Origin of the sequence: Psychrobacter sp. PL19 (genome assembly GCF_017875835.1) — a bacterium.
Classification (GTDB): Bacteria; Pseudomonadota; Gammaproteobacteria; order Pseudomonadales; family Moraxellaceae; genus Psychrobacter.
Window position 1 is genome coordinate 2,929,726 of sequence record NZ_JAGING010000001.1, and the last position, 15,922, is coordinate 2,945,647.

General features: G+C 46.7%; 12 protein-coding genes. All 12 read right to left on the minus strand.

Features of this window, described 5'->3' with window-relative positions; translation table 11 throughout:
• Positions 1-3: 3 nt before the first annotated feature.
• Positions 4-1,632 (minus strand): NADH-quinone oxidoreductase subunit M, encoded by a 1,629-nt coding sequence (gene nuoM, locus H4W00_RS11605; RefSeq protein ID WP_209958409.1) that lies wholly within the window; start codon positions 1,630-1,632, stop codon positions 4-6.
• 1 nt (position 1,633) lies between these two features.
• A complete protein-coding gene (gene nuoL, locus H4W00_RS11610) occupies positions 1,634-3,508 on the minus strand; it encodes an NADH-quinone oxidoreductase subunit L (RefSeq protein WP_209958411.1) in 1,875 nt (624 codons plus the stop codon).
• A 4-nt stretch (positions 3,509-3,512) separates the two neighbouring features.
• Positions 3,513-3,821: an NADH-quinone oxidoreductase subunit NuoK gene (gene nuoK / locus H4W00_RS11615; protein ID WP_209959220.1), complete on the minus strand. Its 309-nt coding sequence runs from the start codon at positions 3,819-3,821 to the stop codon at positions 3,513-3,515.
• A gap of 98 nt (positions 3,822-3,919) precedes the next feature.
• The gene (nuoJ, locus tag H4W00_RS11620) at positions 3,920-4,663 is read right to left on the minus strand and encodes an NADH-quinone oxidoreductase subunit J (protein WP_209958413.1); all 744 of its coding nucleotides are present in this window, start codon (positions 4,661-4,663) and stop codon (positions 3,920-3,922) included.
• The gene (nuoI, locus tag H4W00_RS11625) at positions 4,660-5,208 is read right to left on the minus strand and encodes an NADH-quinone oxidoreductase subunit NuoI (RefSeq protein ID WP_209958415.1); all 549 of its coding nucleotides are present in this window, start codon (positions 5,206-5,208) and stop codon (positions 4,660-4,662) included. Before nuoI ends, nuoJ begins: the two co-directional genes overlap by 4 nt.
• A gap of 44 nt (positions 5,209-5,252) precedes the next feature.
• Positions 5,253-6,245: an NADH-quinone oxidoreductase subunit NuoH gene (nuoH, locus tag H4W00_RS11630; RefSeq protein ID WP_209959221.1), complete on the minus strand. Its 993-nt coding sequence runs from the start codon at positions 6,243-6,245 to the stop codon at positions 5,253-5,255.
• A 52-nt stretch (positions 6,246-6,297) separates the two neighbouring features.
• Complete coding sequence (nuoG, locus tag H4W00_RS11635; RefSeq protein WP_209958417.1) at positions 6,298-9,447, minus strand: NADH-quinone oxidoreductase subunit NuoG; 3,150 nt, start codon at positions 9,445-9,447, stop codon at positions 6,298-6,300.
• Positions 9,448-9,457: 10 nt separating this feature from the next.
• Positions 9,458-10,882, minus strand: coding sequence for an NADH-quinone oxidoreductase subunit NuoF (gene nuoF / locus H4W00_RS11640; RefSeq protein ID WP_209958420.1), 1,425 nt, complete (start codon positions 10,880-10,882; stop codon positions 9,458-9,460).
• Positions 10,879-11,388: an NADH-quinone oxidoreductase subunit NuoE gene (gene nuoE / locus H4W00_RS11645; RefSeq protein WP_209958423.1), complete on the minus strand. Its 510-nt coding sequence runs from the start codon at positions 11,386-11,388 to the stop codon at positions 10,879-10,881. The genes nuoF and nuoE overlap by 4 nt, the downstream gene beginning before the upstream one ends.
• Before the next feature lie 241 nt (positions 11,389-11,629).
• Positions 11,630-13,405, minus strand: a complete 1,776-nt coding sequence (gene nuoC, locus H4W00_RS11650) for an NADH-quinone oxidoreductase subunit C/D (protein WP_209958424.1) — start codon at positions 13,403-13,405, stop codon at positions 11,630-11,632.
• 145 nt (positions 13,406-13,550) lie between these two features.
• Positions 13,551-14,219 (minus strand): NuoB/complex I 20 kDa subunit family protein, encoded by a 669-nt coding sequence (locus H4W00_RS11655; protein ID WP_209958425.1) that lies wholly within the window; start codon positions 14,217-14,219, stop codon positions 13,551-13,553.
• A 188-nt stretch (positions 14,220-14,407) separates the two neighbouring features.
• Positions 14,408-15,037, minus strand: a complete 630-nt coding sequence (gene ndhC / locus H4W00_RS11660; RefSeq protein ID WP_209958427.1) for an NADH-quinone oxidoreductase subunit A — start codon at positions 15,035-15,037, stop codon at positions 14,408-14,410.
• Positions 15,038-15,922 lie beyond the last annotated feature (885 nt).

Here is a 15,922-nt window from a genome sequence, read left to right on the forward strand (position 1 = left end):
GACTTAACGTGCCTCCATTGCATCAAGTAACTGCGACGCATCTACTTGTGTCACCTGACTGTAAATATATGCATTATTAATCCACTGCATGGCGTGACTTGAGGTATCAAGGAACGGCTGTGGATACAGTCCGAGCCATACCAAGCCCACTGCTAACATCAGTAGTAATGACAACTCACGTTTACCCAAATCCTTTAATGGACGTTCAGGCAAACCATTTGACTTGGTTTCATGCATGGCCAGCTCTTTAGTATTATTAGCACCAAATAGCGCGCGATGGATTAGGATCAACGAGTATAAACCCGCCAATACTAAGCTAAAGGTGGCGAACACCACAAACACCGGATATTGCGCAAAGGCACCTAGCAAAATCATAAACTCGCCAATGAAGTTGCCAGTACCTGGAATACCGAGTAGCGCGGCACAGAAGAACATCAGTATCGGTGCATAGTAGCGAAACTGACCCCACATACCACCCATCAGGGTCAAATCGCGGGTATGTAGACGCTCATATAACTGACCGGCCATGATAAATAGCGCCGCTGAGCTTAAGCCATGCGCCAGCATTTGAATCATTAGACCTTGCAAGCTTAATAAGGTACCAGCGTAAATTGCCAATACCACAAAGCCCATGTGCGAGATACTGGTATAAGCCAGCAAACGCTTCATATCGGTCTGCATAAAGGCCAGCCACGCGCCATAGAAGATACCAATGGTACCCAAGGTCATGGCAATCGGTGCAAACTCTTGTGACGCGACTGGGAACAGTGGCAACACAAAACGAAGCAAACCATAAGCGGCAGTCTTAATCAGTACCCCAGCCAAATCCACCGAGCCCGCAGTTGGCGCTTGCGCATGGGCATCAGGTAACCAACCGTGAAAGGGAATAATAGGTAACTTGACCGCAAAGCCAATAAAGAAGCACAACATGATCGGATATTCCCAGCTGCCAAGTGGCGTACCGAGTAAATCATTATAATTGAAACTGACTACCCCGCTTAAGGAATAGCTAATAATGACCAATACCAAAACACCGACCAGCATGATAAGCCCGGACGCTTGGGTATAGATAAAGAACTTAGTTGCTGCATATTCTTTGGTCTTACCGCCAACAACGTCATGACCCCAAATCGCAATCAAGAAGTAGATTGGAACCAGCATCATCTCCCAAAAGAAGAAGAACAAGAACAAATCAATGGCTAAAAATACCCCAATGACCCCGCCTAAGCTCCACAGTAGGTTCAGGTGGAAGAAGCCGACGCGACGCTGAATCTCGTTCCACGAACAGGCCACCGCGGCCACACCTAGTAATCCAGTCAAGGCCACCATCATTAGCGACAAACCGTCCATCGCTAAATGAAAGCTAATACCAAAGCTCGGTATCCATGGCACACTGAATTCAGCGACCCATGGCACCGCAACATCAGGCACAATCACTTGCTTACTCATGCCACCAAAGTCGCCGTAATGCCAGAGCACTAACGACAATACAAAAGTCAGCATCATGCCGATTAAAGCAATCCAGCGCGGCAGACGTCTATTAAAGCGCTCAACCAGCCAGCATAACAAGCCGGCAATAAAGGGTATGGCAATTAATGCTGGCAGCATCCACGTTTGTTGTAAATCTATCATCTTATACCACCGTCATCATTACCAGCACCAACAGCACAGCCATACCCAAGCCAAAGCTTGCGGCATAGCCTCGAAGTGACCCAGTTTGGGTCGCGGACAACATTTTATTGCCCACTGACGCCAGCTTTGGTAACACCAGCCAGGTCTTATCAACAGGGTCGGCTTTGAATAAGCGCCCAATGAATAAAAAAGGTTTTACGAAAATTAAATCATATAGCGCATCAAAGCCCATACCGTTATAACACCAATAATATAATGCCCCGCCAATACGTGACTGTTTGAAACTCGCTAGCAAGCGGCCTTTATTCACCACATATAAGAATGCAGCAATAATCAAACCGGCAGCCATCGCACCCATGGCAATGTATTCCGCGGTATGTTTGCCCTGTGCCTGATTGGCCACTTCTAATAAGTGTCCAACACTCTCTGGCAATACCCCTTGCAATGGTGGCGTAATCAGCGCACCAACCGCAGTCGATAGCACTAACAACACGCTCAGTGGCAGCCAATACGACATGCCAGATAACTTGTGCGCGGGGGTTTTTTCTACACCAAAAAAGATGATCCAAATCATACGGAAAGTATATAACGCGGTCAAGAAGGCACCGAATACGCCCATATAGAATAGGACTTGATGACCGGTAGCATAGGTTTCCCAAAGGATGGCTTCTTTAGAATAAAAACCAACGGTCACCCAGGGTATGGCAGCAAGCGCGCCGCCACCAACGACATAACACCAGAATACTAAGGGTATCTTCTTACGTAAACCACCCATTTTAAAGATATTTTGCTCATGGTGAACGGCCAGGATCACCGCACCTGACGATAAAAATAGCAAGGCTTTAAAGAAGGCATGAGTCATCAGATGGAAGATAGCGCCCTGCCATGCCCCAACACCTAACGCTAAGAACATGTAGCCAATTTGACTCATGGTCGAGTACGCAAGAATGCGTTTGATGTCCGTTTGTGCCAACGCACAAAAGCCAGCCACTACCAAGGTTAAGGCACCGACCCCACCAACCCAGTATAATAAAATACCTGGGGTCAGCATGAATAATGGATGCATACGGGCGATTAAATAAACCCCCGCTGTTACCATAGTTGCCGCGTGAATCAGGGCTGATACCGGCGTTGGACCGGCCATGGCATCGGCCAGCCAGGTGTGTAACGGTAATTGTGCCGACTTACCCATCGCGCCACCAACCAACATCATGGTGACCAAAATCATAGTGGGGTTATTAACATCGAATATTTCAGGGGCGCGGGTAATAATCTCTTGAATATTAAGCGTGCCAAATTCACGGAATAATAAAAATAGCCCGAAAGCTAAAAATACATCACCAATACGGGTGACAGTAAAGGCTTTTATGGCTGCGCGACCATTGGCACGGTCTTGGTAATAAAAACCAATCAGCAAGTACGAACAAATACCAACGCCTTCCCAGCCAAGATATAACAATAATAAATTATCGCCCAATACCAGTAAAATCATACTGGCAACGAACAAGTTCATATAGCTAAAGAAGCGGGCAAAACCAGTATCACCTTTCATATACCAGGCGGCAAATAAGTGAATCAAAAAGCCAACGCCGGTAATCACACCCATCATAGTCAGTGCTAAACCGTCAAAGCTTAAGCCAAAGCTTGGCGCAAAATCGCCTACTTGAAACCAAGTCCATAGCGGTATCTCTATGACCGTACCCGCCGGATAGGTCGTTAAAAAAGTAAAACTAGCCACTAGCGTACAGAGTGCTGATAGCAACATGCTACCGACACCAACAAACGCGGCTACTTGTTCAGTTAACCGATCGCGCATAAAGGCTAGGATTAAAAAGCCAATGAGCGGGAATATAAAGGTTAATGGTAATAAACTCATGACATCATCCTTTCATCTCATTGGCGCTGTCGACATCGAGATGCCCACGCTTATGATAAAACTGTAGTAATATCGCCAGACCAATTGCTGCTTCGGCCGCGGCTAGGGTTAGAATGAAGATAAACATAACCTGGCCATCTGGATCGAGCCAACGACTGCCTGCCACCACAAATGCTAGCGCTGCGGCATTCATCATAATTTCCAGACTCATCAGCATAAATAGAAAATTACGCCGTACCATGACCCCGCACAGACCAATAGCAAATAAAATACCTGCCAATATCAGTCCATGACTCATGGGTATCAGGCCCAGTACATTTTGCGCCTCAGCAACTGGCTGTACCAAGCCTGCTACCTCGTGGGCGAACGGCACGTTTGACAGCTCTTGTGCCACGCTCACTGCTTGTACCATCAGTCTGACTCCTTGCGCGTGTCTTTCTGCATGCCTACCTGCATACCTACGTAATCATGGGGATCGACCTCTTTGTATTCATAGGTTTCAGGGGTTTCAGTGGTTTCAGTCATAGCATCGGCACGTGTATCGATATCTTGGTTATTATTATTAGTCAGATAGTCTTTAAAGTCATCGCCACGTCGGTCAATATTCTGGCTGTCATCAGCAAGAATTTCATCAGTAATTGATTCTTTGCCCAAATGATAAGCGGCTACTAACGCTGCCAATAACAATAGGGCCGCGACTTCGACCAGCACAATATATTTACTAAATAGCGCGACACCCACTGCTTTAGCAGGAATACTAATGCCGCCAATAACGGCGGCTTCATTAGGGTTTAAGCCAATCATCGCATACAGCACAACCGCGATAATTATGGTCAATCCAGTCGGTACCGCCCAAGTTTTGGCATCGAGCCAGCTCTCTTCTCGTGCCTCGTTGGCCATACCTAAATTGAGCATCATGATCACAAACACGAACAGTACTAAAATCGCCCCCGCGTACACCACAACTTCCAACGCGCCTGCAAATGGCGCCCCCAATATAAACAGTATGCCAGCAACCGCCAATAACGACACAATCATCGCTAGGATGGCATGTACCGCATTCGGATGAATAATGACCCGCAAACTGGCAAAGATGGCCACCGCTGCTAGGGCATAAAACCCTACTAGATCAGGGTGACTGAAAAAATCCATCATGGCAGCAAACTCCTTATATCAATAGGCGCCGCTTCATTTTGTGCCGCCCCTTTTGGTTTATCTGCCAGCGCCATACCAGACACGCGATAATAGTTGTAATCAGGATATTTACCCGGTCCTGAGATCAGTAAATGCTCTTTTTCGTAGACTAAGTCTTGACGCACATATTCGCCCATCTCAAAATCAGGGGTCATCTGAATAGCGGTCGTTGGACAAGCTTCTTCGCACAGTCCACAAAAAATGCAGCGTGAGAAGTTAATCCGAAAAAACTCTGGATACCAGCGCCCATCTTCACGCTCAGCTTTTTGCAAAGAGATGCAGCCAACTGGGCAGGCCACCGCACATAAGTTACAAGCAACGCAGCGCTCATCACCATCAGGATCGCGAGACAATATAATACGCCCACGAAAGCGTGGCGGTACCGGTACCGGCACTTCAGGATACAAGATAGTATCGCGCGGCCTTATTGCATGGCTATTGACCATCCACATGCTGCGAACAATGGTAAACATACCAATGACAATCTTTTTTATCGTAGTAAACATGGGATTATTATCCTTATCAGCATCACTCTAGATCATCCGCAAAGTTACAGCGTGGGAGAAAAAATCAAAATGACCGCAGCGGTAACCAGCAAATTAATCAAGGTCACCGGTAGGCAGACTCTCCAGCCAAAATTCATCACCTGATCATAGCGCGGACGCATGAGTGAACCTCGAGCCAAAACAAACAGGGTCATAAAGAACAGGGTCTTAATCATGAACCAAAAGGCAGGGGGCACAAACGGAATATCTAAGTTAAACGGTGCCAACCAGCCACCAAAGAACAAGCAAGTCATCAAGGCTGAAATCAAGACCACGTTGACGTATTCGCCAATAAAGAACATGCCGAACTTCATGCCAGAGTATTCAACATGATAGCCTTCGGCCAACTCTTGCTCCGCTTCTGGCTGATCAAAGGGATGTCTGTGGGTGACCGCCACCCCTGCTACCACAAAGGTTAAAAACCCAAAAAACTGCGGGATAATATACCAGCCATCCGCTTGCGCCTCGACAATCGCGCGTAAGTTAAATGATCCCGTTAACGCTACCACACCCATCAATGACAGGCCTAAGAACACCTCGTAACTGATGGTTTGCGCAGCAGAACGCAGCCCGCCGAGTAACGAGAATTTGTTCGCCGACGCCCAGCCACCGAACATCACGGCATAAACGGCGATACCGGCCATAGCAAAGAAAAATAAAATACCGATATCCCAATCTGCCACACCTAGGGTTGGCGATATTGGAATAATGGCAAAGGACGCCAGCGCGGTAAACATGGCGACCGCGGGTGCTAGGACAAAAATAAACTTATCAGTGAATTTTGGTGTCCAATCTTCTTTAAAGAAGATTTTGAGCATATCAGCGACCAATTGTAGAGAGCCAAACGGCCCTACACGGTTAGGACCATGCCGATCTTGCCAAAGCGCGAGCATGCGGCGCTCATAGATAATCATCATGGCCGCTACCACCACTACCACCAAAAAGATGACAATCGATTGTACGACCATAAATAAAATTGACCAGCTGTCAACCGTCATGCTGCTGGCCAAAAAGCTGGGTACATCAGGAATAATACGGGTGACTTGCATATTACATTTCCTGAGTAGTAGTCGGTGCTGTTGTTGCATGTGGTGCTACATGCGTGGCACGGTCAGCATTAAAATCAGAATCAGCGGTTGGCGCCGTATCGTTGGCCATATTACCAGTCATGGTAACGAAAGCCACCGGCGCATCAACCTTACGTACTGAAGCTGGCATGGAAGGATGGATGATACTCACCTGTCCAACTGGATAACCGATACAGCCTTCTGCTAGATATTGTACCAGCTGCACGGGTAAAGTGATTTGCTGCTTATCGACTTCGATAGCCAAGTAGTCACCAGCACCAATGTCCCAATCTTTAGCATCATCAATACCAATATGCCAAGTGGCAGTCAGTAATTGCTCAGCGACGATTGGGCTACGTGAGGCCATCATCGAGCTGCCATAAATATTGTGGATAGGCACTAGCTTGGCGTACCCTTGCTGTATATCAGTGGTCGCTTGCGAGCTGGATTCTGGCGCAATATATTGACGCAGCGCTAGGCGCTCTAGCTGATCAAATAAGCGGACTCCAGGATCGCCATTCTTTAGACTACCACCCACCTTGTCTTGGTACTTATTCCAAGCTTGGGGTGAGTTCCAGCCAGCTGAATTAGCGAAAGGAATCATCGAGCTTGGCGTTTGCTCACCGCTATAGCCTTCCATCGAAAAGGTCAAACCAGTATCTAAATCTTTCGGCTGCATCGGCTCATGTACTGATATTTGCGCGCGCATCGCGGTACGACCGGAATAACGACGCGGTTCACGGGCTATTTTTAGACCGGTAATCCGGTAGTCAGCATCAGGAGCAGCGCCTTTAATACCCGCAAGCTTAGGATGAGACGCTATTAAAGCGTTAATCACATCATCGAGTTGGGTCCAGTCGACCGATTTGCCCATTAAGCTACTATGAACCGCGTGCAACCAACGCCAGCCTTCTTTAATACTGCTCAGCGGATGGTAATAGTTGTTGTCATACACTTGGAAAAAGCGCTGAGCACGGCCTTCCGCGGACACCAAAGTTCCGTCTGCTTCGGCAAAGCTGGCCGCTGGTAGTACAATATCGACATCTTTATGCCAGTCTAATAGCTGATGATCGAGCGCAATCACGGTTTTATCGACTATTAGCTGCGTGAGCTTCTGCGCATCAATGGCATCGGTGAGCTGGTTTTCAGCAACCACCACCACATCAAAGTCAGTCGCTAGTAGCTCTTCTACTGACCGCCCACCCAGCAAACAGACACCCATACTATTGGCATCAGGAACGATTAAATAAATACTTGCTTGGGCGCAATAATTGCTATTTCCTTCTCTAGGCTCAAGCTTGGTTGCCGGCTCACGCTCGACATCGTCTTGCACCTCTTTATTGGTGCCGATTTCTGGCTTGGCTGGTTTAGCGACCAGCTCTTGATCATCAGTAGGCTGCGCCGTTTGCGCTTGTGCTTCAGCAGCACGAACAGTCGCATCACGAACAGTCGCATTGTGAGCTTCAATATGTTTGAGCTCAGTCGCCTTAATGGCGGCACGTTTTTGGCTCAGTACTTGAGTGATCTGCGCCGCAGCTTCTATCAAAGCGGTAGAAGATAAGCTGGTACCCGATATCACTAATGGCCGATCAGCTTGTACCAAGTCATAAGCAATTTGCTGTGCCAACGCTTGCATCGGATCAGACTCTGACTGCGCTTGATCAGTCGGTGCTAATGATGAATCGGACGCTTGCTGGTCTACTATTTGCGACAGATCATCGGCCAATAGTTTAATCTCATCAGCCACTTTAAAGCCCAGCTTAGTGATGTCTTCAGGGGTTGCCACCACGCTGAATTTACTGATGTCATCAAGCTTGGTTTGAGTCACGTCGATAACATAGACCGGACTCAGCGCGCCTTGAGCGATACGTTGTACTGGCTCAGCCAACCATGCTTGCGTTTTCGCAGCGGCGGCCATTTTGAGCCCTTCGTTTTTCGCTGCTTGGCGTACTGATAAGGCCACCCGTGCTGAGGTCTGAGTAATGTCTTCACCCAAAATCAACACGGCATCATGGCTTTCGATATCCGTCATGCCTGGGTTATAGATACCTTCTGTGCTCAACACTTCAATACATTTGTTAACCAGTGCCTGCTGTTGATGACTGAGACCGGTGGAGAAGTTATCAAAGCCCACTAGATTCTTTAAAGCAAAGTTAGTCTCAAGGCTGGCACGTGGAGAACCAATCCCGATGACTTTTTTATCTTTAAGACGCTTGATAGTTTCGTCAAGCGCATAGTCGATATTGATTTTGACATGTTTATTATTAATAAGCTCAAGCGCTTGATTGGGGCGATCCTCACGGTTGACATATCCATAACCGAAGCGACCACGGTCACATAAGAAGTAACGGTTCACTTCACCGTTATAACGGTTTTCGATCCGGCGTAACTCGCCATAGCGCTCACCAGCTGAGATATTACAGCCTGCAGAACAGCCATGACAGATGCTGGGGGCATACTGCATATCCCATTTACGGTTATAACGCTCAGAGTGGGTTTTGTCAGTAAAAACACCGGTTGGGCACACTTCCGTTAAGTTACCAGAAAACTCACTTTCGAACTGACCATCTTTATCGCGACCAAAATAAACTCGATTATTGGCACCGTAGACACCTAAATCCTCGCCACCGGCGTAGTCTTTATAAAAACGGACACAACGATAGCAAGCGATACAGCGGTTCATTTCATGACCGATAAAGGGTCCAAGCTCTTGGTTGTGATGGGTACGCTTGGTGAAGCGATAGCGACGACGGCTATGACCTGACATATAAGTCATGTCTTGCAAATGACAATGTCCGCCCTCTTCACAAGTTGGGCAGTCGTGTGGATGGTTGGTCATCAATAACTCGACCATCGACTTACGGAACTCTTTGGCTTCGTCGTCAGTCACTGAGATATACATATCATCAGTGGGCGCCACCATACATGACATGACTAATCTGCCACGACCTGCTTCCAAATCTTCTTTGTCTTTGTATTGCTTGACTGCGCACTGACGGCACGAGCCTACCGAGCCTAGCGCGGGATGATAACAAAAATAAGGCACATCAATGCCGAGTGACAAACAAGCCTGTAGCAAGTTATCGCTGCTATCTACTTCGACAGTGGATCCATCAATATGTATGACTGCCATGCCGCTCTCCTTATTTCATTACTGGCTGTTGACTGGCTGCAGCCTCAATGATATCTACACCAACCGCCTGCGCAATTTTTTGATCAAACTCAGGACGGAAATATTTAATCGCACTCATGAGTGGTTCCATGGCACCAGGGGCGTGCGCACAGAAAGTTTTGCCGATCCATAAGTCACGGGTTAGCCCTTCTAGCTTCTCCACATCGCCTATTTGCCCATCGCCATCATTAATAGCGGTGAGCAGTTTGACCCCCCACGGCAAGCCATCGCGGCATGGGGTACAAAAACCACAGGACTCACGTTGGAAGAAAATCTCAAGATTGCGTAGTAATGGCACCATATCTTGCTGTTCATCAACCACCATAATCAGCCCCGTACCCATACGGCTACCGGCTTTTTGGATGGAGTCGAAATCGACTACCGTATCTAGATGATCCGCCGTCAAAAAGTCAGTTGACGCGCCGCCTGGTAACCAAGCTTTGAGCTTACGGCCTGCTTGCATACCACCGGCGAAATCTTCAATGATTTCGCGCGCGGTATAACCAAAAGGCAATTCCCATAAACCGGGATCATTAACCAATCCTGAGCAACCAAATAGCTTGGTGCCTGGGGTTTCGACCACGCCCTTGGCTTTTGGCAAGTCTTGATACCATTTGCTGCCATGAAAAATAATGGCTGGCACGTTATGTAGGGTTTCGACGTTGTTAACTACAGTTGGTCGTCCCCATGCGCCAGCGACTTGTGGAAATGGTGGCTTGGTACGTGGATTGGCCCGGCGACCTTCTAGAGAATTGAGTAGCGCGGTTTCTTCGCCGCAGATATAGCGACCCGCACCAGTATGCACATGTAAATCAAAACTAAAATCTGAACCTAAGATGTTATCACCAACGATATTATTGGCTTTTAACTCTTCGATAGCGACAGTCAAACGCTCAGCAGCAAGGATATATTCACCACGGATAAAAATGTAACCCGCGGTTGCCCCAATAGCATAGGCGGAGATCAACATGCCCTCGATAAGCTGTAGTGGCAAACGCTCCATTAGCAAGCGGTCTTTAAAAGTACCTGGCTCCATTTCGTCCGCGTTACAGACTAGGTAGCGTGGCCCACCATCAGGTGGTGCCATTAATGACCACTTGATACCTGCTGGAAAACCGGCGCCACCGCGTCCTTTGATCACCGCTTCTTTGATGGTCTTTAACGTGGCATCTGGCGATTGGTTTAAAGCCATTTTAAGCGCTGCAAAACCTTGTAAGGATTCGTAGGTAGCCAGATCCAACACCGCGTCATGATGCGCCAAACGCCAGGTTAATGGCTTGGTTTCGCTAGTAGCAGTCGCTTTATCGCCATATACTGCGATGCGCTGCTCATTGAGTTGGCTCGGTGCTTTGCCTTGGCTGCGAAGGGCAATTTGCTCTGAAACAGTTAATCTCATGCGTATAGCTCCAATAACTGGGCAACTTCATCAGGCTGGACGGGACCATAGGTGTCTTCATCAATCAGTACCGCAGGGCCTTTATCACAGTTGCCTAAACAACAAATCGGTAATAAGGTAAAACGACCGTCAGTGGTGGTTTGACCATATTCAATACCTAACTGAGATCTCAACTCGGCTGACAACGCTTCGTAACCGGTTAGATAGCAGGAAACCGAGTCACAAATTAAGATCACATGACGACCAACCGGCTGACGATAAATACGGTTAAAGAAGGTCGCTACCCCGTCCATATCGGACATCGGAATATCTAAAATATTGGCAATAGCATTAACTTGCGCGTCATCAACCCAGCCATTACGCTTTTGTACAATTTTCAGCGAATCTAGCGAAGCAGCACGCGCATGCGGATAGTGACGCACCACCTCATTGATGGTTGCAATTTCTTCAGCAGTTAAAATACTTGCCACATCTACTTTTGGCATTTTATCGGAAACAATTCTCATATCTTGTCTTTATCCTCACTCATCACGCCGTGTCAGGTTGCGACTGTCGCCACATTGAAATGCTACAGCGTTTTGGTGTGCCTATTGGCGATAACCTATTGATTAAATTCTTTATGATAGCTACAACGATCCGTTACAACTGCCGTAATTAACTCGTAAGTACTAGGTTTTAAACACTAGCTTTTAAACACTGGGTTTTAGACACTAGTTTTCAAGTATTGTGTCTTCAACTTAGTCGCCATTAACGGTCACAGTCGGCCATGACAATATCAATCGAGGCTAAATACATAATAGCGTCAGATACCAATGAGCCATTAATGACCGACGGCATCTGCTGTAAATGTGCGAATGTCGGTGTGCGAATCCGCGTACGATAGCTCATAGTGGCGTGATCCGAGGTAATGTAATAGCTATTAAGACCTTTAGTGGCCTCAACCATGGTTGAGCATTCACCAGCCGGCATCACAGGGCCCCAAGATACTGAAAGAAAGTGGTTAATCAAGGTCTCAATATCATTTAGGGTACGGTCTTTCGGTGGCGGTACTGCTAATGGGTGATCGGCTTTATAAGGACCTTGGGGCATATTATCCATACACTGTTTGATAATACGCATGGACTGGCGGATCTCTTCAATTTTGATCATACAGCGATCGTAAGCGTCGCCGTTATAGCCAATCGGCACTTCAAAGTCGAAGTTTTCATAGCCCATATATGGACGCGCTTTACGCAGGTCAAAATCAACACCAGTCGCACGCAGACCCACACCTGTCACACCCCAAGCCAATGCTTGTTTGGCATCATACTGAGCAACGCCTTGAGTACGACCTTTAAGTACGCTGTTCATCATCGCCGCTTTGACGTACTCATCCAAACGCTTTGGCATCCAGTCCAAGAACTCACGTACCAAACGCTGCCAACCACGCGGTAAATCAGCAGCAGTACCGCCAATACGAAACCATGCGGGATGCATACGATAACCAGTAACCGCTTCGATCACGTCATACGCCTTTTGGCGATCGGTAAATGCATAGAATACGGGGGTCATACCGCCAGCATCTTGAATAAAGGTACCGACGAATAGCAAGTTGTTGGTAATCCGAAAAAACTCACTCATCATCACGCGAATGGTTTCAGCGCGAGCCGGAATAGTGATGCCCGCCAACTTTTCAACCGACATGATATAAGGCAGCTCATTCATTACCCCGCCCAGATAATCAATCCGATCGGTATAGGGAATATAAGAATGCCAGGTTTGGCGTTCGGCCATTTTTTCTGCGCCGCGATGGTGGTAGCCAATATCAGGAATACAATCGATGACTTCTTCGCCATCTAGCTGTAATACCAACCTAAAGGCACCATGAGCGGAGGGATGGTTGGGACCAATGTTCAAGAACATAAAGTCTTCATCACGCCCTGAACGCTTCATGCCCCACTCTTCAGGAACGAAGCGCAAGTTTTCTTGCTCGTATTGCTGTTTGGCAGTATTAAGGAAATACGGGGTGAATTCAGTCGCACGCGCATGATATTCTTTACGCAGTGGATGACCTTCCCAGTATTTAGGTAATAAAATGCGGGTTAAATGCGGATGACCAGTAACCACAATTCCGAACATATCCCATACTTCACGCTCATACCAGTTGGCATTGGGCCAAATCTTGGTAGCGCTTGGCACGTTTAAGTCCTCTTCACTGAGCGCCACCTTGATACGTACATCACTATTACGCTCAAGTGACATCAAGTGGTAAAACACGGTAAAGTCGCTGGCTGGTAGCCCTTTACGATGTTGACGCAAGCGCTCATCCATCGCCGATAAGTCATATAGCATGACGTAAGGCTTGGGCAGCTTTCTTAAGAATAAAAGAACGTCTAGCAGGTCAGCGCGTGCCACCCAAACAGTCGGAATCTCATCGACAGTCTGCTGGACGACGAACTTGCCGGCATACTTAAGCTCCAGCTCCTTGATGACTGCTGGGACAGGTTTGATCTTAGGATCTGTATTTTCGACTACCGTGACCATGAATGACGCCTTCCTTCATTAATCATAACTAATTAATCATCACTAGACTGTTTGTAACCAGATTTTATGAGCAGATTGTGATGAGCACATCAACTATTAAGGTATGCCCTAACAGGTTATCCCCTGTTAGGCTGACCCTAATATATTAAACGCTGTCCGGACTGCGCAGGTTTTTCACCGCGATACGATCCGCTTGTTTGCGATCACGCTCAGGGGTCATTTGTGGCTGATAGACCCCTTTGTCATCGACATGAATACCTAGCGGACGACGCTCTTTAGTGATGGACTCTTGCAATAACATCAGCCCTTGAATCAAGGCTTCTGGACGCGGTGGGCAGCCAGGTACATAGACATCGACTGGAATAATTTTATCCACGCCCTGTACCACCGAATAAATATCGTACATACCGCCAGAGTTGGCACAGGCACCCATAGAAATAACCCATTTGGGCTCGAGCATTTGCTCATAAAGCCGCTGAATAACGGGTGCCATTTTGATAAAGCAAGTACCCGCTACAATCATCACATCCGCCTGACGCGGAGAGGCGCGAATAACTTCTGCCCCAAAACGCGACAAATCATGAACCGCGGTTAAGGTAGTGGCATATTCCACATAGCAGCAAGACGTACCAAAGTTAAAGGGCCACAATGAGTTCTTACGTCCCCAGTTGGCAGTTGAGTGCACTACATCTTCTAGACGACCCATAAAGACGTTTTTGTTGACCTCGTCTTCAAGGGGATCATTGACAGTTTGACGGGTCTGCGCAGGATAAGTCTCTGCATCAGGGTTGGCTTTTGTTAAGGTATATTTCATAACAGTTAACCTTTAAATGAAGCGCAGTATGGCAATGCTATTAATAACTGCCGATTATCCTGCGAATATTTGGTTTGTTCGTAACTTTATTCATGGCCTTGTTCGTAACTTGATTTGTTCGTAACTTGATTTGTTCGTAACTTCAATGGCGACTGAGTTTGTAGTACAGTCGCTTAATCCTATGATTATTAACGGTTGGGCTCAACATTGGTGTTTTGCGCAGACGCCGCAAAATCCACAGAGGTAATGTTACCTGTGGTATTAATATGATCAATGGTCTGTAAGTGGCGGCGATTGGCTTCAATATTGTTAGAGACGTTAATTTGTCCTGAGGATTGCGCTGGGATCTTGCCGGTGGGATCTACCATCAGCTCATCGACCCCATCAAACTTAGTAATATCCGCTAAGTTAAAGCCAGCAGGCGTCGCATAAAGTCGTGCTTTTTTACCAAGCTTGTCAACAGGTGCCCAATTCAAGGCCCCTAAGCCTAGCTCATATATCAGGCCGATAATTAGGACGCCGATAAACACTGCCGCCGCTGCGAACCCAAGCCAGCCGACTTCACGGACTGAAACCGCATAGGCATACAGATATAAAGCTTCTAAATCGAAAATGACAAAGAAAATGGCAACCAGATAGAATTTAGCGGACAAACGAATACGGGCGTTGCCGGATCCGACCACACCTGCTTCAAACACTTCTTCTTTTTGTAAGCCGTGAGAACGTCCACCCAGCAAGCGCGGGACGACCAGCATAAACACAACTAGGCCGATAGCGGCTAGAATAAAAGCAACTGCTGACCAATTAAAGGCAGACATGATAATACGTGCTCCTCACCCAATCGAGTATCATAAGCACCTTAGACTCCAATCACTTACCAGGTCACATTAATGCAAGTCACATTAATACAAGTCACATTAATGCAAGTCTGATCAATAGCAACGTGATGGTATAACAGTCTATCTGATACGAACAAAAACACAATTAATTATACTGGTAATGGCCAATTATCGAGCTTATTGCTGACAGTGCGAAACGGTCGCAACCGTAAAACTATCTATACATTGAGCGTTACTGATATTGACTGCAATCTGCTAATGATAAATAGTAGCAATTACAGAACAATAGTTTTTGAATAAATGAGCGTATTGAAAAACTATTAACATCAAATACGAAATCCAGCTTGGATAAAAGCTGGTCGTCGAACGCATACTCTACCAACGCTAGATAAACTTATTAAATCAATATTATAGTGACTGCTTCAACAGCGACTGATTTAATAACTTATTAACACCTGGTCAACAATGGCGTGACAACTGGCATAAACTGTTCACTTACTATACGCATATTAGGCTTTGAAAGCCAGTTTTTAACTGTATGGAGCGGTCACTTTATATGCTACAAAATATGTATCTCGAGCAGAAAACCATGCTACGGCCTATGTTATATTTTACTCTGTAAGGCATAAAAACCAACATAGTGACTTGATATAAGCAATAAATTAGCGGATATTGTAAACCTATTAATTCCAATTGCAACCGGTCCAAACACTAGTTTGAGTAAACATTGACACATAAAGCAGTCGTTTACCGTTTATTACATAGCCACTCACTATTGGTTATGGCTAAGGGCTGATGCTATCAAAATAAACTATTGCCAACCTGCTACTCAATAAAAAAGGACAAACCAAATAGTGGTTTGTC

Coding starts and splice junctions, on each gene's coding strand:
- nuoM (WP_209958409.1), bottom strand. CDS start 1,632: ATGATAGATTTACAACAAACGTGGATGCTGCCAGCATTAATTGCCATA.
- nuoL (WP_209958411.1), bottom strand. CDS start 3,508: ATGAGTTTATTACCATTAACCTTTATATTCCCGCTCATTGGCTTTTTA.
- nuoJ (WP_209958413.1), bottom strand. CDS start 4,663: ATGATGGATTTTTTCAGTCACCCTGATCTAGTAGGGTTTTATGCCCTA.
- nuoI (WP_209958415.1), bottom strand. CDS start 5,208: ATGTTTACTACGATAAAAAAGATTGTCATTGGTATGTTTACCATTGTT.
- nuoH (WP_209959221.1), bottom strand. CDS start 6,245: ATGACGGTTGACAGCTGGTCAATTTTATTTATGGTCGTACAATCGATT.
- nuoG (WP_209958417.1), bottom strand. CDS start 9,447: ATGGCAGTCATACATATTGATGGATCCACTGTCGAAGTAGATAGCAGC.
- nuoF (WP_209958420.1), bottom strand. CDS start 10,882: ATGAGATTAACTGTTTCAGAGCAAATTGCCCTTCGCAGCCAAGGCAAA.
- nuoE (WP_209958423.1), bottom strand. CDS start 11,388: ATGAGAATTGTTTCCGATAAAATGCCAAAAGTAGATGTGGCAAGTATT.
- nuoC (WP_209958424.1), bottom strand. CDS start 13,405: ATGGTCACGGTAGTCGAAAATACAGATCCTAAGATCAAACCTGTCCCA.
- H4W00_RS11655 (WP_209958425.1), bottom strand. CDS start 14,219: ATGAAATATACCTTAACAAAAGCCAACCCTGATGCAGAGACTTATCCT.
- ndhC (WP_209958427.1), bottom strand. CDS start 15,037: ATGTCTGCCTTTAATTGGTCAGCAGTTGCTTTTATTCTAGCCGCTATC.